General features: G+C 62.4%; 18 protein-coding genes and 1 pseudogene. 6 read left to right on the top strand and 13 right to left on the bottom strand.

Features of this window, described 5'->3' with window-relative positions:
• Positions 1–2: 2 nt before the first annotated feature.
• The 5 genes from prfA (at position 3) to ACOYNB_RS02925 (ending at position 3,802) form a co-directional block, all read left to right on the top strand.
• Positions 3–1,103 (top strand): peptide chain release factor 1, encoded by a 1,101-nt coding sequence (gene prfA, locus ACOYNB_RS02945; RefSeq protein WP_422837685.1) that lies wholly within the window; start codon positions 3–5, stop codon positions 1,101–1,103.
• 7 nt (positions 1,104–1,110) lie between these two features.
• Positions 1,111–1,926: a peptide chain release factor N(5)-glutamine methyltransferase gene (gene prmC, locus ACOYNB_RS02940; RefSeq protein ID WP_422837684.1), complete on the top strand. Its 816-nt coding sequence runs from the start codon at positions 1,111–1,113 to the stop codon at positions 1,924–1,926.
• Positions 1,927–2,064: 138 nt separating this feature from the next.
• Positions 2,065–2,808: a hypothetical protein gene (locus tag ACOYNB_RS02935; RefSeq protein WP_422837619.1), complete on the top strand. Its 744-nt coding sequence runs from the start codon at positions 2,065–2,067 to the stop codon at positions 2,806–2,808.
• A 99-nt stretch (positions 2,809–2,907) separates the two neighbouring features.
• Positions 2,908–3,225 carry a Grx4 family monothiol glutaredoxin gene (gene grxD / locus ACOYNB_RS02930; protein WP_422837618.1) on the top strand — a complete coding sequence of 106 codons (318 nt, stop codon included), beginning with the start codon at positions 2,908–2,910 and terminating at the stop codon, positions 3,223–3,225.
• Between the two features lie 7 nt (positions 3,226–3,232).
• Positions 3,233–3,802, top strand: coding sequence for a UbiX family flavin prenyltransferase (locus tag ACOYNB_RS02925; protein ID WP_422837617.1), 570 nt, complete (start codon positions 3,233–3,235; stop codon positions 3,800–3,802).
• Positions 3,803–3,808: 6 nt separating this feature from the next.
• On the opposite strand, the gene ACOYNB_RS02920 is transcribed toward ACOYNB_RS02925, so the two are convergent.
• Positions 3,809–4,489 carry a lytic transglycosylase domain-containing protein gene (locus tag ACOYNB_RS02920; protein ID WP_422837616.1) on the bottom strand — a complete coding sequence of 227 codons (681 nt, stop codon included), beginning with the start codon at positions 4,487–4,489 and terminating at the stop codon, positions 3,809–3,811.
• Between the two features lie 52 nt (positions 4,490–4,541).
• Positions 4,542–6,302 carry a proline--tRNA ligase gene (locus tag ACOYNB_RS02915; protein ID WP_422837615.1) on the bottom strand — a complete coding sequence of 587 codons (1,761 nt, stop codon included), beginning with the start codon at positions 6,300–6,302 and terminating at the stop codon, positions 4,542–4,544.
• A 101-nt stretch (positions 6,303–6,403) separates the two neighbouring features.
• Between ACOYNB_RS02915 and ACOYNB_RS02910 the strand changes: the two are divergent.
• Positions 6,404–7,055: pseudogene (locus ACOYNB_RS02910) on the top strand (RNA pyrophosphohydrolase); the annotation flags it as partial.
• A 59-nt stretch (positions 7,056–7,114) separates the two neighbouring features.
• Here ACOYNB_RS02910 and ACOYNB_RS02905 read toward each other — a convergent pair.
• The 11 genes from ACOYNB_RS02905 to ACOYNB_RS02855 all read right to left on the bottom strand — a co-directional run bounded on the left by ACOYNB_RS02905 (position 7,115) and on the right by ACOYNB_RS02855 (position 18,581).
• Positions 7,115–8,170 (bottom strand): putative solute-binding protein, encoded by a 1,056-nt coding sequence (locus ACOYNB_RS02905; RefSeq protein ID WP_422837614.1) that lies wholly within the window; start codon positions 8,168–8,170, stop codon positions 7,115–7,117.
• Between the two features lie 111 nt (positions 8,171–8,281).
• Complete coding sequence (gene proB / locus ACOYNB_RS02900; RefSeq protein WP_422837613.1) at positions 8,282–9,400, bottom strand: glutamate 5-kinase; 1,119 nt, start codon at positions 9,398–9,400, stop codon at positions 8,282–8,284.
• Between the two features lie 43 nt (positions 9,401–9,443).
• Positions 9,444–11,102: an Obg family GTPase CgtA gene (gene cgtA / locus ACOYNB_RS02895; RefSeq protein WP_422837612.1), complete on the bottom strand. Its 1,659-nt coding sequence runs from the start codon at positions 11,100–11,102 to the stop codon at positions 9,444–9,446.
• A 159-nt stretch (positions 11,103–11,261) separates the two neighbouring features.
• Positions 11,262–11,519, bottom strand: a complete 258-nt coding sequence (gene rpmA / locus ACOYNB_RS02890; protein ID WP_374255878.1) for a 50S ribosomal protein L27 — start codon at positions 11,517–11,519, stop codon at positions 11,262–11,264.
• Positions 11,520–11,564: 45 nt separating this feature from the next.
• Positions 11,565–11,876, bottom strand: coding sequence for a 50S ribosomal protein L21 (rplU, locus tag ACOYNB_RS02885; protein ID WP_420816409.1), 312 nt, complete (start codon positions 11,874–11,876; stop codon positions 11,565–11,567).
• Positions 11,877–11,928: 52 nt separating this feature from the next.
• Positions 11,929–13,170, bottom strand: a complete 1,242-nt coding sequence (locus tag ACOYNB_RS02880; RefSeq protein ID WP_422837611.1) for a patatin-like phospholipase family protein — start codon at positions 13,168–13,170, stop codon at positions 11,929–11,931.
• 47 nt (positions 13,171–13,217) lie between these two features.
• Positions 13,218–14,111: an arginase gene (rocF, locus tag ACOYNB_RS02875; protein WP_422837683.1), complete on the bottom strand. Its 894-nt coding sequence runs from the start codon at positions 14,109–14,111 to the stop codon at positions 13,218–13,220.
• Positions 14,112–14,216: 105 nt separating this feature from the next.
• Positions 14,217–15,122: a TIGR00730 family Rossman fold protein gene (locus ACOYNB_RS02870; RefSeq protein ID WP_422837610.1), complete on the bottom strand. Its 906-nt coding sequence runs from the start codon at positions 15,120–15,122 to the stop codon at positions 14,217–14,219.
• Positions 15,123–15,148: 26 nt separating this feature from the next.
• Complete coding sequence (locus ACOYNB_RS02865; RefSeq protein WP_422837609.1) at positions 15,149–15,937, bottom strand: HesA/MoeB/ThiF family protein; 789 nt, start codon at positions 15,935–15,937, stop codon at positions 15,149–15,151.
• Between the two features lie 37 nt (positions 15,938–15,974).
• Complete coding sequence (locus ACOYNB_RS02860) at positions 15,975–17,414, bottom strand: S41 family peptidase (RefSeq protein WP_422837608.1); 1,440 nt, start codon at positions 17,412–17,414, stop codon at positions 15,975–15,977.
• A 198-nt stretch (positions 17,415–17,612) separates the two neighbouring features.
• Positions 17,613–18,581, bottom strand: a complete 969-nt coding sequence (locus ACOYNB_RS02855) for an MBL fold metallo-hydrolase (protein WP_422837607.1) — start codon at positions 18,579–18,581, stop codon at positions 17,613–17,615.
• Positions 18,582–18,631 lie beyond the last annotated feature (50 nt).

Here is an 18,631-nt window from a genome sequence, read left to right as displayed (position 1 = left end):
TGCTGGCGCCGTCTCTCGCCTCCTCGCTCGAACGTCTGGCCCACCGCCTGCAAGAGCTGGACATGGCGTTGTCCGACCCGGTCATTGCCGCCGACAACAAGCGTTTCCGTGAACTGTCTCGCGAACATGCCGAGGTCAGCGGTGTGTGCGACCTCGCTCGCCGCCACACCCAGCGCCAGCAGGATCTGGACACCGCGCGCGAGATGCTGACCGATTCGGGTGACGACCCCGACATGCGCGCCATGGCGCAAGATGAAATCACGCAGGCCGAGGCCGACCTCGATCGTCTGGTGGCCGAACTGCAAACAGCCCTGCTGCCCAAAGACCCTGACGACGTCCGCAACGCCTTCATCGAAATCCGTGCTGGAACCGGCGGGGACGAATCGGCGCTGTTTGCGGCCGACCTCGCCCGCATGTACACCCGCTACGCAGAGCGTCAAGGTTGGCGCAGCGAGATCATGTCTGCCAGCGAGTCAGATTTGGGCGGCTATAAGGAAGTGGTCCTGCGCTTCGAGGGCGATGGCGTCTACGGCAAGATGAAGTTCGAGTCAGGTGGACACCGCGTGCAGCGCGTCCCCGCCACCGAGACCCAAGGCCGCATCCACACCAGTGCCTGCACCGTGGCCGTGATGCCGGAGCCCGACGAGGCCGCCGCCATCACCCTGAACCCGGCCGATCTGCGCATCGACACCTTCCGAGCCAGTGGCGCGGGTGGCCAGCACATCAACAAGACCGATTCGGCCGTGCGCGTGGTGCACTTGCCCACCGGGCTGGTGGCCGAGTGCCAGGATGGGCGCAGCCAGCACAGCAACAAGGCCAAGGCCCTGCAAGTGCTGCAAGCTCGTCTGCAAGAGAAAGAGCGCAGCGAGCGCGCAGCCAAAGAGGCGGCCATGCGCAAAGGGCTGATCGGCAGCGGTGATCGCTCTGACCGCATCCGCACCTACAACTTCCCGCAGGGACGCCTGACCGACCACCGCATCAACCTGACGCTTTACAAGCTCCTTGCCATCATGGAAGGTGATCTGGACGACGTGGTCGCCGCCCTGCTGAGTGCGCAGGCGGCCGACCAATTGGCGGAGCTGGAGGCGGCCACCGGTGTCTGACCTCAACATGACCGTCGGTGGTGCGCTGGCGCACGCACGCACCCTGGGCGTGGACCGCCTGGACGCGCACGTGCTGCTGTGCACGGTGCTGGGATGCTCCCGCACCTGGTTGCTGTCGCACGATCAGGATGCCATGCCGGAGGGTCCGCTGACGCGCTACCTGTCCTGGCTGAGCCGGCGCGCCGAGGGCGAACCCTTGGCCTACCTGCTGGGCGACAAAGAGTTTTTCGGCCTGCCCCTCAAGGTCACGCCCGACACCCTGATCCCCCGCCCCGACACGGAAACGCTGGTCGAATGGGCCTTGACCCTCATCCCCGAAGCCGCCCCCACGCGCGTGGTGGATCTGGGGACAGGCAGTGGCGCCATCGCGCTGGCTTTGGCTCATGCACGCCCCCAGGCGCAGATCACGGCAGTGGATGCCAGCGCCGGCGCCCTGTCGGTCGCGTTGGACAACGCCCGTCAACTGGGACTCAACGTCCGTGGCCTGCATGGCTCCTGGCTCGATCCCCTGCCTGGCGAGCAGTTTGACCTGATCGTCAGCAACCCGCCCTACATCGCAGAAGGGGACCCCCACCTCCCCGCGCTGCGGCACGAACCCATCACGGCTCTGACCTCTGGCCCCGATGGACTGGACGACATTCGCCTCATCGTGGCGCAAGCCCCCGCGCATCTGGCCCCAGGCGGCTGGCTGCTGCTGGAGCATGGTTACAACCAGGCCCCCGAAGTGGGTGCCCTGCTGCGCCAGCAAGGCTTTGAAGAAGTGAGCACCCGCTTCGATCTGGGCGGGCAGCCACGCTGCACCGGCGGCCGCCGGCCCGCCTGAGCCCCTGCCCTCGCACTGGGAAAGCCCTGCTACCGGGGGCATTTCCAGACACTGAAAATGGGGTGACGAACGCTCACATCTCTCACACACAAATGTCAGGCCGGGGCGTAGCATCCAGACGTCCCTGAGGAGATCGCCATGGCACACACCACGACCACACCGCCCCGTTCGCACCCGATGCGTGGCGCGCTGCCGGCGCTGTGCCTGAGTCTCGTGGCACTCTCAACGGCCCATGCCCAAATGGTGCCCCGCGCCGAACACGCCCTGCGTCAGGCCACCTCCGGCAGCCTCACCACCGTGCGCATTGGCTGGCAGCAAGTGCAAAGCAAAGAGGCTGCGAACGGCCTGCAGGCGGCCGGACAGACCTTGTGGCCCCAATGGGAAGGTCGCGTCGGGGTGGTGATTGATCGCCCGGTCAACCCGCTCAAAGACAGTTTCGTGCTGACCCAGCCCGTTCCGGCCGGCTTGCGCATGCGCAGCCTCCACATCCTGTCCGACTACTACATGGAGGGCGGCTTCCGAGCCACCGCAGGGGTGGTGCAAGGCGATGCCAGCCAAGCCTGGTGGTCGGGCGCCGATCATGGCGGGGGCCTCAACCTCAGCTTGCAACGGCTCGACAGTCTGTCTCTGGGGCGTGCTCAAGCGGGAGACACCAGCAACCAACCCAGCCCCTACATCGGCGCCGGCTACTCCGCCAGCTTCCAGAAACCCGGTGCAAGCACGGCCTGGCAATTCAATGCCGACCTGGGTTTGATCGGCACCCGCAATGGCGCCCTCAATCGTCTGGGCGATGCGCTGCAAGGCAATCTGAATACCAGCCAATTGGTTCAAGGATTGGGCCTGCGTCCGCTGGTGAAGGTTTCCGTGGGATACGCCTTCTGAACTACGCCTTCTGCCGCACCAATCAACAGCCCCACTCGCCCCGAAACCCCGCAGGCCTGATATAACCGGGCCTGTTTTCTTTTTTGACATTGGTTTCTTATGAGCGACGTTCAACAACGCATCGACGAGTTGGTCAAGGGCAATCGCGTGGTCCTGTTCATGAAGGGCACCGCACAGTTCCCCCAATGCGGTTTCTCGGGCCGTGCTGTCCAGATCCTGAAGGCCTGCGGCGTGACCGATCTGAAGACGGTCAACGTGCTGGAAGATGAAGCCATCCGCCAAGGCATCAAAGAGTACGCAAACTGGCCCACCATCCCTCAGTTGTACATCAACGGCGAGTTCATCGGCGGCTCGGACATCATGATGGAGATGTATCAGGCTGGCGAGCTGCAACAAACTCTGTCTGGCGCACAATAAGTCAGCCATGACACGTCCTCGCCGGCTGATCATCGGGATCACGGGTGCCAGCGGCGCCGTCTATGGCGTGCGCCTGCTGCAACGTGCCCGTGAGCTGGGTGTGCAAACCCATCTGGTGGCCACGCCTGCGGGCATCCTGAACGCGCACCACGAGCTGGGACTGGACCGCACGGCGCTGGAGGCACTGGCCGATCAGGCACATGCCCCCGGTGACGTGGGTGCCTGCATCGCCAGCGGCAGCTTCATGACCGATGCGATGGTGATCGCACCCTGCAGCATGAAAACGCTGGCCGCCGTGGCACATGGCCTGGGCGACAACCTGCTGACCCGTGCAGCCGATGTGACGTTGAAAGAGCGTCGACGCCTGGTACTGATGGTGCGTGAAACGCCCTTCAATCTCGCACACCTTCGCAACATGACGTCGGTGACCGAGATGGGTGGCATTGTGTTCCCTCCCCTGCCTGCGTTCTACCACCGTCCTCAAAGCATTGAAGACCTGGTGCAGGACACGGTGGAGAGGGTGCTCAGCCTCGTCCAGATCGAACAGGCTCAGCCACAGTCGTGGCAAGGCCTCTGAAACCGTTCAACGCCCCGACCAGGCGATGGTATTGACGCCGGCTTCGCTGTGGGCGTCGGCGACACGCGTGCCCACCAGGCCATCCAGCTGCCGCCACCCACGCGCCGCAGCGGTCACCATATTGGGATACTCGGCACGGCCGCGGCTGCCGTTGTAACGGCCCAGCGCGTAAAAGAGATTGCCCTTTTCGCGATCCAGGTAGTGCCGCAGGATCACGCAGCCAAACCGGATGTTGGTCTGCATGTGAAACAGGCTTGCCGGATCGCCATTGCCAATGGTGCGAGCCCAAAACGGCATGATCTGCATGTAGCCCCGCGCCCCCACGGGCGAGATGGCGTACTTGCGAAACCCGCTTTCCACCTGAATCAGGCCCAGCACCAGCGAGGGCTCCAGCCCTGCACGCTTGGCCTCGTAACACACGGTGTTCAGAAACTCCATGCGCACCAGTTGCTCGGGTTTGCGCTTGATGAGGCGGTCTTCCTGCGCCATGGACCAGCGCTCGCACTGACGACGCTGAACGTCATCGGCAAAGACCAGCTTGGGCGGTTCGCCCCGACCCACGGCGGCTGACAAAGCCGACCGCACCGAGTCGGCCAAGGGCTCTTCAATCTGGGCGCCTGCCCAGGCATGCGGCAGCCCCCCTGCGATCCACATCGAGGTCAGGCACGCCGCGCGCCACGCGCGCATCACACGCAAAACAGACACCATTTTGGAATGGTACGCCCTCAGCCCCACCTTGTCAGGCGTTCTGCAGGCGTGCCAGCAAGTGGCCCAGCACGTCACCCACGGGCAACTTGCTGGCTTCGGCATCCTGACGACCCTGGTACTCGGCCACGCCTTCCTTGAGGCCCTTGTCGCCAAAGACCACGCGGTGCGGCACGCCAATCAGTTCCCAGTCGGCAAACATGGCACCGGGGCGCTCGCCACGGTCGTCCAGGATCACGTCCACGCCTTGGGCCAACAGTTGCGCGTGCAACTCGTCGGCTGCGGCTTTGACGGCCTCAGAGCGGTCGTAGCCCACCGGGCAGATCACCACCGTGAACGGTGCAATCGCGTCCGGCCAGATGATGCCGCGATCGTCGTGCTTCTGCTCGATGGCGGCACCCAGGATACGGGTCACACCGATACCGTAGCAACCCATCTCGAAATGCTTGGGCTTACCGTCCACATCCAGGAAGGTGGCATTCATGGATTTGGAGTACTTGGTGCCCAGATAGAACACGTGCCCCACTTCGATGCCACGCTGGATGGCCAGCACACCCTTGCCGTCTGGCGAGGGGTCGCCTTCCACCACATTGCGGATGTCGGCCACCAGATCGGGTTCGGGCAGGTCACGGCCCCAGTTCACGCCCTGGATGTGGAAGCCTTCTTCGTTGGCACCGCACACCCAGTCCGACATGTTGGCCACGGTGCGGTCGGCAATGACCTTCACGTTCTGGACGCCAATGGGGCCCAGGTAGCCCGGCTTGGTGCCGAAATGCGCCACGATTTCAGACTCGGTGGCAAAGCGGAAGCCCGCCTTGAGGCCCGAACCATCGGCCAACTGAATCTTGCCGGCCTTGACTTCGTTGAGGTCGTGGTCGCCACGCACCAGCAGCAGCCAGATGGTGGACTTGACGATCTCGCCGTGCTCATTGGTCTCGTCCGTGGCCAGCACCAGCGATTTGACGGTCTGGCTCAGGGGCAGGCCCAGCAGGGCTGCCACATCCGGGCAAGTGCTCTTGCCGGGGGTGGCCACCTTTTGCAGGGCCACGGTGGCGGCGCCGCGCTCGGCCATCAGGCCCACGGCTTCCGCCAGTTCGATGTTGGCAGCGTAGTCGCTGGTGGGGCAGTAGACGATGGCGTCTTCGCCTGTGTCTGCGATCACCTGGAACTCATGCGAACGGTCGCCACCGATGGCGCCCGTGTCGGCGGCCACGGCACGGAACTGCAGACCCAGGCGCTCGAAGATGCGGGTGTAGGCCGCGTACATGGCATCGTAGGTCTTGCCTGCGCTCTCCACGTCACGGTCGAAGGAGTACGCGTCCTTCATCGTGAATTCACGACCGCGCATCACGCCAAAACGGGGACGGCGCTCATCACGGAACTTCGTCTGGATCTGATAGAAGTTCTTGGGCAGCTGACGGTAGCTGCGCAACTCCTGGCGCGCGATGTCGGTGATGACTTCTTCAGCGGTCGGCTGGATGACGAAGTCGCGGCCATGACGGTCCTTGAACCGCAGCATTTCTTCGCCCATTTTCTCGAAACGGCCGGTTTCCACCCACAGCTCGGCCGGTTGCACCACCGGCATGGTCAACTCGACGCAACCCGCCTTGTTCAGCTCGTCGCGGATGATGTTTTCCACCTTGCGGATGGTGCGCAGGCCCATCGGCATGTAGTTGTAGAGACCGGCACCCAGCTTTTTGATCAGGCCGGCACGCATCATCAGCTTGTGGCTGACGATTTCTGCGTCAGCGGGAGCTTCCTTGAGGGTGGAAATGAAGAACTGAGAGGCTTTCATGGCATGAAAACGCACCGCAGGCCGCCTGTCAGGGCAATCGCTCTAGTCGAGCACGGCAATGCGGTGCAATAATGAATCTAGTTGAAAATTTGGAGTTGATTATGCTCGACCGTGAAGGCTTTCGGCCGAACGTCGGCATCATCCTGCTCAATCACCGTAACCAGGTCTTCTGGGGCAAGCGCATTCGCACCCATTCCTGGCAGTTTCCTCAGGGCGGCATCAAACACGGTGAGTCGCCAGAGCAGGCGATGTACCGCGAGCTCCACGAAGAAGTGGGCTTGCTGCCTGACCACGTCCGCATCATCGCCAGAACCCGTGATTGGCTGCGCTATGAGGTGCCTCAGCATTTCATTCGCAAAGATGCGCGCGGCCATTACAAGGGCCAGAAGCAGATCTGGTTCTTGCTGCAATTGATGGGGCGGGATTCCGACATGAACTTGCGCGCCACCAGCCATCCCGAGTTCGATGCCTGGCGCTGGCATGAATACTGGGTGCCGCTGGAAAGCGTGATCGAGTTCAAGCGGGGTGTCTACGAGATGGCCCTGCAGGAGCTGGCCCGCTTCCTGCCCCGGCCGCAGCCGCACACCAACCGCTTTCTGCGCGGTCATGTGCGCATGGGCATGCGACGGGACGCGGACGTGCTCATGCCCGACAACGCTCACCCCGATGAAGTGAACGCCCTGCACCTGGACCACGACCAGATGGCCGAGCGCTGAACCTTCTCTGCCCCCACAAGACAAGAGCCCGGTCATCGCTGACACGGGCTCTTTGTTTGTCAGGCGCCGGGTCTTGCCCCGGTGCAGTCGGCCGACTTATTCCACTTCACGTGGGGTGGCGCACTCGGCATCCGAGGGGTTCACGCTGCAGCGGGCCTTCTTGATGATGTTCAGACCGGTCTTGTTGTAGAAGCCCAGCTTGGCGATCTCGATGCGCGACTCGCGGAACATCAGCGCGTACTTGGGGATGCTCTCAGCAGGCAGGTCTTGCCACATCGATGCAGGAATGCCCTTTTCGGCCGTGCGCACGATGCTCAGAGCGCGATCAAACTGCGACAGCCAATACTGGCGCGACTTCTCACCAAACCCTTCAGGGAACTTGGCCTTGTTGAGAATCACTTGCACCGTGGGGATGACGATGGGCAGGCGACCAATGCCGCCCTGGCTGCCAATGCCCTTGGCCAGCTCAAACGGCTTGAAGGCCACGGCCGGCAGGGTCACCATGTCGACAAAGCCATTGTTGAACTTGGGGCCGATGTTGGTCACGTCCACCGACACGGGCTGCGCGCCGATGCGCTGGATCATCACGCCCTGGGCCTTGTCGTAGTCAAAGGCGGCGATCTTCTTGCCCGACAGGCCTTCGACGGTGTTGATCTTGCGGTCACGCACCATGGGGTACGCGGCGCCCAGAGGGAAGATGCCGCCCACTTCGTAGTTGCCTTCGACCATCAGCTTGCCAGCCTTGGGATCAGCAAACACCTGAATGACCTTGCGCACGACTTCGTAGCCGGCGTCGATGTCCACCTTGCCGTTCTTGACGATGGTGGTGGAGCCGATGCTGTCGAGCGTGGCGGCCACGCTGTTGAACGGACGGGTCCGGAAGGCCGTAGCGATCACGGCATCACATTGGCCGGAGCGGAAGTCTTCGATGGCGACGCGTTCGTCCACGTAGCTCTTGAGCTCCAGATCGGCGCCGTTCTTTTGCATGGCCACGGCGTAGTCGGTCGCGCCGGCGTACACGTCACCGGTCTTGCCTGCCACATCCCACACACACACGAGGCTCTTGGCCTGCGCAGTACCGGCGCTCAGCAGCGCCACAGCGGCCAGGGCCAAGGGAGTCGAACGAAGAACAATGCGGGTCATCAGGGACATGGAGAGCCTCCTCGGGCGGGATCACGTGAAATAAGCACGGATGGCTTTGTACGTGGAGAAGTGGCTCTCACAGGGCAGGATCTACCCTGATATGACCCTGTTCCGGGGGGATCAGGCCAGGACAAGGTTGTCCCGGTGAATCATTTCTGGCTCATGACTGAAGCCCAATGCTGCCTCGATCTCGCCCGACGCCTTGCGCGCGATCAGACGCGCCTCACTGCTGGCGTAATTGGCCAGTCCCCGGGCCACGTCTTGCCCCTGGCTGTTTCGCACGGCAATGACATCGCCGCGGAAAAACTCGCCCACCACCTCGGTCATGCCGATGGGCAGCAGGCTGGCACCCTCTTCCTGCAACTTGCGCACGGCACCGTCATCGACGATCACGGCGCCACGCAGTTGCAGGTGATCGGCCATCCATTGCTTGCGTGCGGTCAGTTTGGCGGTATCGGCCACGAACAGCGAGCCGATGGCCTCGCCCTGCGTCAGGCGCACCAGCACATCCGGCTCACGCCCCCAGGCGATGACCGTCGAAGCACCACTCCCGGCTGCGCGCTTGGCCGCCAGCACTTTGGTGATCATGCCACCCGTGCCCACGCGAGAACCCGCACCACCCGCCATCTGCTCCAGAGCAGGGTCACCCGCCGTGCAGACATCGATGAAGCGTGCAGCCGGATCCTTGCGAGGGTCAGCGCTGTACAAGCCCTTCTGGTCGGTCAGGATCACCAAGGCATCGGCTTCGACCAAGTTGGCCACCAAGGCCCCCAAGGTGTCGTTGTCACCGAACTTGATTTCATCGGTGACCACGGTGTCGTTTTCGTTGATGACCGGCACCACCTTGTGTGACAACAAGGTCAACAAGGTCGAACGGGCATTGAGGTAACGCTCGCGGTCCGCCAAGTCCGCGTGCGTCAGCAGCACCTGGGCGCTGCCCATGCCATGCTCACGCAGCTTGGTTTCGTACATCTGCGCCAGCCCCATCTGCCCCACAGCGGCCGCAGCCTGCAGTTCGTGGATTTCTTTGGGTCGCGTGGCCCACCCCAGGCGCTTCATGCCTTCGGCAATGGCGCCGCTGGAAACCATGATGACCTCACGGCCATCGTGGGCCAGCGCGGCCATTTGTCTGCACCAGGTGCCGATGGCTTCGGCATCCACGCCCTTGCCTTCGTTGGTGACCAGACTGGAACCTACCTTGACCACAATGCGGCGGGCGTTCTTCAACACATCGTTCATGGGCGGGACTCGGTCGGGTCAGGCAAAGATCAGGGACAGGGGATCAGCGTGCGGTGTTCTTGGTCGCTGCCTTCTTGGCCACCACCTTTTTAGCGGCAACCTTCTTCACAGCGACTTTCTTGACCGCGACGGCTTTCTTCGCCGCCACTTTGGGGGCAGGCGCGGCCTTCTTGGCTGCCACCTTGGTCGCCACAGTCTTCTTGGCAGGCGACTTCACGGCAGCCTTCTTGGCGGGCGTCACGGGCTTGGCTGCAGCCTTCTTGACGACCGGCGCCACCTTCACAGCCGCTTTTTTAGCTGGCGCCGCTTTTTTCGCAGTCGCCACCTTCGGCGCGGCAGCCTTCTTCACTGCTGCGGTTTTCACGGCAGCCTTTTTCGCTGCCACTTTTTTGGCAGGGGCCTTCTTGGCAGGCGCCTTGCCCGCAGCCGGCTTGGCCACGACGGGGGCCACCGCTGCGGCCTTCGGTGCCGCTTTCTTGGCAACCGCCTTCTTGGCTGCGACCTTCTTGGCTGCAGCCTTCTTCGCAGCAGGCTTCTTGGTCGCGGTCTTCTTGGCTGCGTCCGCCGCCTGCTTCGGCTTGATCAGAGCCGTCAGATCGTCGTCGTACTCCAGACCGGCACGCGCCACCAGATCGCTGGCCATGGGCAGGCTGGCCTCCACGTCAAAGCGAATGTCCGCTTCTTCATGGTGCTCCTGCATGCTGGCCACGTGCTGGTAAATGGTTTGCACCAACTGCTCGCAGCCTTGACGGGTCAGGGCCGAGATCTGGAAGACTGGGCCCTTCCAGCCATAACGGCGCACGAACTCCAGCACGCGCGTCATGCGCTCGGCCTCGGGGATCATATCCAGCTTGTTGAGCACCAGCCAGCGCGGCTTGTTGTACAACTCGTCGTCGTAGATCTTGAGTTCGTTGACGATGGCGCGCGCTTGCTGCACAGGATCCGTGTCATCAAACGGTGCCAGGTCGATCACGTGCAGCAGCACGCGGGTGCGCTGCAGGTGGCGCAGGAACTGGTGACCCAAGCCCGCCCCTTCGGAAGCGCCTTCGATCAAGCCGGGAATGTCGGCGACCACGAAGCTCTTTTCGGGGCCCACGCGCACCACACCCAGGTTGGGGTGGAGGGTCGTGAAGGGGTAGTCGGCAATCTTGGGGCGCGCGTTCGAGATGGCGGCAATCAGGGTCGACTTGCCGGCGTTCGGCATGCCCAGCAGGCCCACGTCGGCCAGCACGCGCAATTCGAGCTTGAGCTTGTACGCCTCACCCGGCCAGCCCGGCGTCTTTTTGCGGGGCGCACGGTTGGTGGCAGTCTTGTAGTGCAGGTTGCCGAAGCCACCGTCCCCCCCTTTGGCCAGCAGGCGCTTTTCGCCGTGCTCCAGCAACTCCATCATCAACTCACCAGTTTCGGCGTTGCGAATGATGGTGCCCACGGGCATGCGCAGCACGATGTCTTCGCCGGCTGCGCCAAACTGGTCGGAGCCGCGGCCTTGTTCGCCGTTACGCGCTTCGTGACGACGCGCATAGCGGTAGTCGATCAGGGTGTTGATGTTGCGGTCCGCGACCACGTAGACGTGCCCGCCTCGCCCGCCGTCGCCCCCATTGGGGCCACCGAAGGGAATGAACTTCTCACGACGGAAGCTGATGCATCCGCTACCACCGTTACCGGCGGCCACATCAATGGTGGCTTCATCGACGAATTTCATGAGACGGGTGTCCTTGCTTGAGCAGAAGCTGGGATTATCCCGCCTCTGACAGAGAGAAAACAGAATCGGCACCACAGAACGTGGCACCCAAACACAAAAGCCCCGGCATGCCGGGGCTTTGGTTCAGCAGCCCACTGAAGGGCCACTTGATCGCCGAGATCAGACGGGAGTCACGATCACGGTCTTGCGGTTCAGCGAACCCTTGGTCGCGAACGACACGGTACCGTCGACCAGTGCGAACAGCGTGTGGTCGCGGCCGGTGCCGACGTTAGCACCAGCGTGGAAACGGGTGCCGCGTTGACGGACGATGATGGAACCAGCGGAGATCACTTGACCGCCGAAGGCCTTCACGCCCAGCATCTTTGGTTGCGAGTCACGGCCGTTCCGCGTGGAACCGCCGCCTTTTTTCTGTGCCATGGATCTGCTCCTTGGTGACTGAAGTTAGACGATGAAGGCGCGAGATCAGGCGTTCACGGAGCTGATTTGCAGCTCGGTGAAATTCTGACGGTGGCCTTGGCGCTTTTGGTAGTGCTTACGGCGGCGCATCTTGAAGATGCGGACCTTGTCGTGACGACCATGGGCCACCACGACTGCCTTGACGGTTGCGCCAGCCACCAGAGGAGTGCCAACCTTGAGTTCAGCGCCGGAGCCGACTGCCAGAACCTGGTCGATCACGATCTCTTGGCCAACTTCCGCAGCAATCTGTTCTACTTTAATCTTTTCGCCAGCAGCAACCTTGTATTGCTTGCCACCGGTTTTTACGACCGCGTACATGTTGAGACCTTTCAGGAAAGAACTAATCCTCGCCTTTATAAAGCGAAGCTCTCTACTTTAGCACTGTCTCAATCCCATGTAAAGGGGTCGCAGCCCCTTGAGGCTGCTCCTGCCCCCAGCCAAAGAAGCGCTCCACCTCATCGCGGCGCGCCAGCGCATCGGTGAAGCCCAGGTGCATCAACTCGCGGGTGAAGGACGACTCGAACAGCAGGTAACTGGCCAGAGCGGTGCCACGCGCCGTCTTGCCCTGCCCATAAACACCCACCGCACGCAACATGGCACGCACTGCGGGAGGCAACGCCCACAGATGTTTGGCCGCGATGTCGTCAATGCGCTGACTGGGCGCGATCACCAGAATGTCCACCGGACGCAAACTGGTTTGCGCACGTTGCTCAGGCGTCAGCAGGCTCAACGTGTGATTGATGCGGCGCATGCGTTCGATGTCCACGGCCAACGCATCCAAAAAGATGCTGGACATGGCATGACCTGCAATCTGCGCCAGATTGGGGTACTCGGCCACGGTAGGACGGGTGGCAGGCGGCTCGTGCAAGCGCCCCGCCCCCACGACCAGAATGCGGTCGGCACCCAGATGGATAGCCGGCGAGATGGGTGCAGCCTGACGCATGGAGCCATCCCCGAAGTATTGCAACTGACCCTCGATGGTCAGGGGCACCGAGGGAAACACAAAGGGGATGGCCGCCGAGGCCAGCAGGTGGTTGACGCTCAACTGGTCGCGCACACTCATGCGCTGCGAACGCATCCAGGGTTCCACCTCACGGGCGCTGTCGTAAAAGGTCACGTGCTCGCCAGTGGTGTAACTGGAGGCCGATACCGCCACGGCGTCCAAGTGCCCCTCGGCCATGAGCTTGGGCAAGCGGTCGACCTGCATCAACTGCGGCAACAGCTCTTGCAAGGGACTGTTGTCCAGCAAGGACCGAGGCCGCATGCGCCGCCACCGCGCCACCGCCCACCCTAAAGAGAACAGCGCCAGCCACTTGGCACCCGTCTGCATGATGCCGAGCGAGTCGGCCCGATAGACCTGCTCGGCACGGAAGTCGCGCCACACATCCACCATGGTGCGCAAGGCCAATTCGTAATGATCGGCCTGACACGCCAGGGCCATGCCGTTGAGTGCCCCTGCCGAGGTGCCACAAATGATCTGGAAGGGGTTGCCCCGGCGACGCTCACCCACATCACGGCGAATCAGCTGCAGCGCTTGCAAGACCCCGACCTGGTAGGCCGCACGCGCCCCACCGCCAGTGAGTACGAGGGCTGTTTTGGTATTTGAATGCATGGTGCTTGAATCGGATCGACTGCCCCGAACTGAATCGGGAACCCTCCTCAGGGGCGGCGACGCATCAACGTGGACTTGCCGAACAGGCTTTCCACCAAATCCACCACCAGTTCCGCCGTCCGGTTCTGAATGTCACGCGCCGGATTCAATTCGACAATGTCCACCGATGCGACGCGTCCAGTGTCTGCCAGCATTTCCATGCAGAGCTGCGCTTCGCGGTAAGTCGGCCCGCCTCGCACAGGCGTCCCCACCCCCGGCGCGATGTCCGGATCCAGAAAATCAACGTCAAAACTCACGTGGAGATGCGTGTGCTCATCGACGCCGAGCAAGGCCTGCTGCATCACGTGGCGCATGCCCACTTCGTCGAGATGGCGCATGTCGAACACTTCGAGCCCTGCCGAATGTACAAAGCGGCGCTCCAGCGGATCCACGCTGCGCACACCAACCTGCCTGATCTGATCTGCCGTCAAGGCTGGCGACAGATCCGCGTCTCGGTCCATCACGCCCGCCGCCACAGCCAGCAATTCACGCGGACCATGCCCACACAAAATGGCCACGGGCATCCCATGCAGATTGCCACTGGGGGTGATGTCACTGGTGTTGAAGTCGGCGTGCGCATCCAGCCAGATCACCCGCAGGTGCTGCCCGGTGGCGCGGCAATGCTGCGCGACAGCGCCGATCGAGCCCACCGCCACGCTGTGATCGCCACCCAGGACCATGGGCATGTGTCGGGCCGCCAAAGCGTCAGCCACTTGTTGGAAAACGCCCCGATTCCAGGTCGCACATTCAGCAAGATGGCGATAGCCGTCCTGCGGCGGGTGGCATGGATTAGGGGGGCCCTGGACATTGCCGGCGTCATGCACCGACAGGCCCAGCCGGGCAAGTGCGTCCGGCAAGCCGGCCACGCGCAACGCATCGGGCCCCAGCGAGGCCCCGCGCATGCTTGCGCCGATGTCTGTCGGCACCCCGATCAATCGTACGCTGGCAGCGTCTGGCAAATGGGTCTGTGTCACGGCGCAGGACGTCTCAGTCAAGACGCCTTCACCTTACCAGCCGCAGGCGATGTCCGCATCGGGTTGACCCAGACCGTAGACCTTCTGCAACGTTGCCCAAGCCTCGTCGGCGGTCTCAACGTAGTGGAATAGCCCCAAGTCTTGGGGGCTGATCATGCCGGTTTCGACCAGGTAATCGAAGTTGATCAGCTTGGTCCAGAACTCACGCCCGAACAGCAGCACCGGACGCTTGCGACATTTGCCAGTTTGAATCAGGGTCAGGGTTTCAAACAGCTCATCCAGCGTCCCGAAGCCACCTGGAAAGCACACCAGTGCGACCGAGCGCATCAGGAAGTGCATCTTGCGCAGGGCGAAGTAATGGAACTGGAAGCACAGCTTGGGGGTGATGTAGGGGTTGGGCTCTTGTTCGTGGGGCAGCACGATGTTGAGACCGATGCTCTTGCCCCCGACTTCGTGCGCGCCACGGTTACCCGCTTCCATGACACCTGGCCCCCCGCCCGTCACCACATAGATGGGATTGTCGAGCTTGGCCGAGTTGTTGGTGACCAGCGCCGAGAAGGCTCGGGCTTCCTCGTAATAGCGCGACATGTCGACCTGGCGCTGCGCCAGCCGGACGGCCAGATCTCGCTCGGGCCCGTCCGGCAGATCCATGGCCGAACGCAAGCGAGCTTGCGATTCGTCTGCGGGGAGGATGCGTGCGCTGCCAAACACCACGATGGTGGACTCGACGCCCTCCTCGCGCTGAACCATTTCAGGCTTGAGCAACTCCAGCTGCATGCGCACAGGGCGCAGATCGGGGTGAAGCAGAAAGTCGTTGTCCGTGAAAGCCAACTCGTAACTGCTGTCATCACCGCCATACAAAGAAGGGCGACTGGCGTTGAGCGCATCCTGGCCAGCGGTGGGGAAGTTGCGGCCGTGCAGTTCTTTGGGATTGTTCATCGTCTGCCTCTCTTCTTGTGGTGAAGTCAGTCTCGGATGGGCGGCGACGTGCCACACACCGGACACATGGGGTTCCGGCGCGCACGCATGGCGGTCCAGGACCAATCGCGTCCATCGAATATCAACAATCGGCCCGCCAGACTTTGGTGATGCCCGGGCGCCCCCGCCTCGGTCAACCCAGCCAGCAGTTTGATGGCCTCGCCCGCCTGCATGACGCCCATCATGCCGACCACGGGCGCGAACACGCCCAACATGGCACAACGGGTTTCTTCCGGTGGCGCGTCAGGAGGGAACAGGCAGGCGTAGCACGGTGCGTCGGGTACCCGCGGATCAAACACGCTGATCTGCCCATCAAAGCGCACGGCAGACGCCGACACCAGGGGCACCCCCGCCTGACGGCAGGCACGGTTGATGGTCTGACGGATGGCGAAACGGTCGGTGCAGTCCAGCACGACATCAGCCTGCGGCACCCATTCGGCCAGCAAGACGTCATCCGCCGCCTGAGCGATGGCATGCACCTGCACACCCGGGTTGAGTTGCGCGATGGCCAACTGCGCAGACAGCACTTTGGCCTGCCCCACGCGGTCGGTGGTGTGCGCAATTTGTCGCTGCAGATTGGTCAGGTCGACCGTATCGGGGTCCATGACCGTGATACGTCCCACACCGGCCGACGCCAGATACATCAATGCCGGAGCACCCAGGCCGCCCGCACCGATGACCAGCGCATGCGCGGACAACAGGCGCTCTTGCGCGGCCTCCGACCACTCATCCAACAGGAGGTGGCGGCTGTATCGAAGCTGTTGATCGTCGTCCAACAATCTCACCCCGTGCGCAGGCACGGGTCCATGGTGATTACTGAGCCTTGCTGTCCTCAGGCTTGCGCTCGGTCATGGTCTTGGACACCTGAACGGGCTTGCCCTTGAGTTGATTCAACGCTTGCTGCAGCGGGAAGTCTTCAGCAGAGCCAAACTCAGGCAGCGGCTTGGGTTCGGCCTTCTTGCTGGTGGACTCTTCCAGCTTCTTGATGGCTTCTTCACGCGCCTTTTCGCGCGCTTCATCCTTCACTTCGGTGCCTTGCCCGCTGCCGATGTGCTTTTCAAGATCGGCTTCGCGCACGCGCAGGGCCGAGTACAGATTGCCGTCAGCGCTTTCATCCACCATCACGTCAGGCACGATGCCCTTGGCCTGAATCGAACGACCGCTTGGGGTGTAGTAACGCGCCGTGGTGATCTTGAGCGCGGTTTCAGCCGTCAGCTGACGCACGGTCTGCACCGAGCCCTTGCCGAAGGTCTGGCCACCCATGATGACGGCACGCTTGTGATCCTGCAGCGCGCCTGAAACGATTTCGGACGCCGAAGCAGACCCTTCGTTCACCAGCACGACCAGCGGGATGGACTTCAACGCAGCGGGCAGCTTGGACAGGGGGTCCGAGCCGTAGCGACGCGAGTAGTCTTCTGCACGAGCCTTGAACACAGCCTTGGATTCAGGCAATTGACCATTGGTGGACACCACGGTCACATCTTTGGGCAAGAAGGCCGACGACACGGCGATCGCACCTTCCAGCAAGCCACCCGGGTCATTGCGCAGGTCCAGCACCAAACCCTTCAGCTTGGGGTCTTCCTTGTACAGGGCATTGACCTTGGCCACGAAATCTTCCACCGTACGGTCTTGGAACTGACTGACACGGACCCAACCATAACCGGGCTCGACCATCTTGGCACGCACGCTCTGGACACGGATTTCTTCGCGCACGATGGTCACGGGGAAGCTGCGGTTTTCAGCCTTGCGGAACACCGTCAGGATCACCTTGGTGTTGGGCTCGCCACGCATGCGCTTGACGGCCTGATCCATGGTCAAACCCTTGACGAAGGTGTCATCAATCTTGGTAATCAGATCACCTGTCTTGAGGCCCGCGCGGAAAGCGGGGGATCCTTCAATGGGCGAGACGACTTTGACAAGCCCGTCTTCCATCCCGATTTCGATGCCCACGCCGACGAATTTGCCGGTGGTGCCTTCACGGAATTCCTTGAACGAATTCTTGTCGAAATAGACCGAGTGCGGATCCAGCCCCGACACCATGCCACCGATGGCGTCGCTGATGAGCTTCTTCTCATCCACCGGTTCGACGTAGTCGGTCTTGATCATGCCGAAGACCGCCGCGAGCTGCTGCATTTCTTCCAGCGGCAGGGGGGCCACAGAATTTCGGGCGGTCGCCCCGAACTGCATGGTGGTCAAGCCACCGGCCAGCGCACCCAGCGCAACCCAGCCTGCAATCTTCAATTTGGAAGTCATGGCGTTTGTCAGCCCTTTGGAACCCGCGCAACGAGCTGTCCGCACGAGCCCGTCTTCTTGAGCGGTCAGTATAGGACCGCGCTGCGCCCCTCACAGAGGAATAACGAGAGAACTTGCCCCTAGTTGCAAAGTTTCACGTTGCTCGAATGCTGCATTGGGGGCGGCAGCGCGGCACCGGGGCGACAAGCGCCCCTTTGGTCACGGTTGCACAGGTGCGAAATCAGCCGGCACCCAGCTGAAACGATGGCGCCCATCGGCACGGACGTGCCCAATGCCAGGGAAAGGCAAATGGGCACCCGCCACCATGAGCGCATCCTTGGCCGTCCATCCCAGCACTTTCAGTCGAGTCGCCAAAGCCTGCTTGGGATAGGTGTCGAACTCGATGGTGACTTCGGGTTGCGGCATCTGAACGGCCACGTTGTGAACAATGTCGCCCCAGACCAGCAGCTTTTGCCCGCGGGACTCGAACAGATAGCTGGTGTGACCGGGTGTATGACCATTCGTGCTGATGGGCTTGATGCCGGGCAAAATTTCGGCAGAGCCCTCGTAGGTGGTCAGCCGTCCATCTTTGGCGTAGGGCGCCACAGCGGCCTGAGGAATCTGGAAGAAGCCTCGCGCAGATTCAGGGGCTTTGGCCATGTTGTCAGCGCTCAGCCAGTAATCCGCATCGGTTTTGGCCACAAAGACGCGCGCCTTCGGAAACGCCACCTGCCCGTCGGGCGTGAGCAAGCCCCCCACGTGGTCACCATGCAAATGCGTCAGCAAAACGGCATCAATCTGAGCAGGGTCGTAGCCCGCTGCCTTGATATTGGCCTGCACATTCCCCAGCGTCGGGCCAAACACCTTGGCCGCACCCGCGTCCACCAACACCAGCTTGTCGCCAGTATTGACCAGATAGGCAATCACGGCCGTGGGGGTCGGTGAAGCGCGGAATGCATCCTGCAAATGCTTGCGAATCTGGGCAGACGTCGCGCCCTTGAGCAGTTTGGTGTCGAGCATGATTTGACCGTCGTAGATCGCGGTCACCTCAAACTGCCCCACCATGTGACGGTACCAGCCCGGCACCTGCGTCTTGACTTGGGCGGCTTCGGCCATGGCCAAAGCAGGCGCCCCCAAGGCCGTCAATGCCAGAACCAACGTGGACAAACTGCGGTTGAATCTCTTCATGCTTGCTTCTCCTCCTTCAATCAGAGCGAACCAGTCTAGGTGTTTAACGT

Source organism: Aquabacterium sp., assembly GCF_049317225.1.
GTDB lineage: Bacteria > Pseudomonadota > Gammaproteobacteria > Burkholderiales > Burkholderiaceae_C > Aquabacterium.
This window is presented reverse-complemented; position numbering and strand designations above follow the sequence as displayed.

Excerpts from the sequence above, each read along its gene's own strand:
- proB (WP_422837613.1), bottom strand. The coding sequence starts at position 9,400 with ATGAACGATGTGTTGAAGAACGCCCGCCGCATTGTGGTCAAGGTAGGT.
- ACOYNB_RS02925 (WP_422837617.1), top strand. The coding sequence starts at position 3,233 with ATGACACGTCCTCGCCGGCTGATCATCGGGATCACGGGTGCCAGCGGC.
- ACOYNB_RS02905 (WP_422837614.1), bottom strand. The coding sequence starts at position 8,170 with ATGTCCCTGATGACCCGCATTGTTCTTCGTTCGACTCCCTTGGCCCTG.
- rpmA (WP_374255878.1), bottom strand. The coding sequence starts at position 11,519 with ATGGCACAGAAAAAAGGCGGCGGTTCCACGCGGAACGGCCGTGACTCG.
- prmC (WP_422837684.1), top strand. The coding sequence starts at position 1,111 with ATGACCGTCGGTGGTGCGCTGGCGCACGCACGCACCCTGGGCGTGGAC.
- ACOYNB_RS02920 (WP_422837616.1), bottom strand. The coding sequence starts at position 4,489 with ATGCGCGCGTGGCGCGCGGCGTGCCTGACCTCGATGTGGATCGCAGGG.
- ACOYNB_RS02860 (WP_422837608.1), bottom strand. The coding sequence starts at position 17,414 with ATGACTTCCAAATTGAAGATTGCAGGCTGGGTTGCGCTGGGTGCGCTG.
- ACOYNB_RS02915 (WP_422837615.1), bottom strand. The coding sequence starts at position 6,302 with ATGAAAGCCTCTCAGTTCTTCATTTCCACCCTCAAGGAAGCTCCCGCT.
- rocF (WP_422837683.1), bottom strand. The coding sequence starts at position 14,111 with ATGCGCGGGGCCTCGCTGGGGCCCGATGCGTTGCGCGTGGCCGGCTTG.
- rplU (WP_420816409.1), bottom strand. The coding sequence starts at position 11,876 with ATGTACGCGGTCGTAAAAACCGGTGGCAAGCAATACAAGGTTGCTGCT.
- ACOYNB_RS02855 (WP_422837607.1), bottom strand. The coding sequence starts at position 18,581 with ATGAAGAGATTCAACCGCAGTTTGTCCACGTTGGTTCTGGCATTGACG.
- ACOYNB_RS02870 (WP_422837610.1), bottom strand. The coding sequence starts at position 15,122 with ATGAACAATCCCAAAGAACTGCACGGCCGCAACTTCCCCACCGCTGGC.
- ACOYNB_RS02935 (WP_422837619.1), top strand. The coding sequence starts at position 2,065 with ATGGCACACACCACGACCACACCGCCCCGTTCGCACCCGATGCGTGGC.
- ACOYNB_RS02880 (WP_422837611.1), bottom strand. The coding sequence starts at position 13,170 with ATGCATTCAAATACCAAAACAGCCCTCGTACTCACTGGCGGTGGGGCG.
- cgtA (WP_422837612.1), bottom strand. The coding sequence starts at position 11,102 with ATGAAATTCGTCGATGAAGCCACCATTGATGTGGCCGCCGGTAACGGT.
- grxD (WP_422837618.1), top strand. The coding sequence starts at position 2,908 with ATGAGCGACGTTCAACAACGCATCGACGAGTTGGTCAAGGGCAATCGC.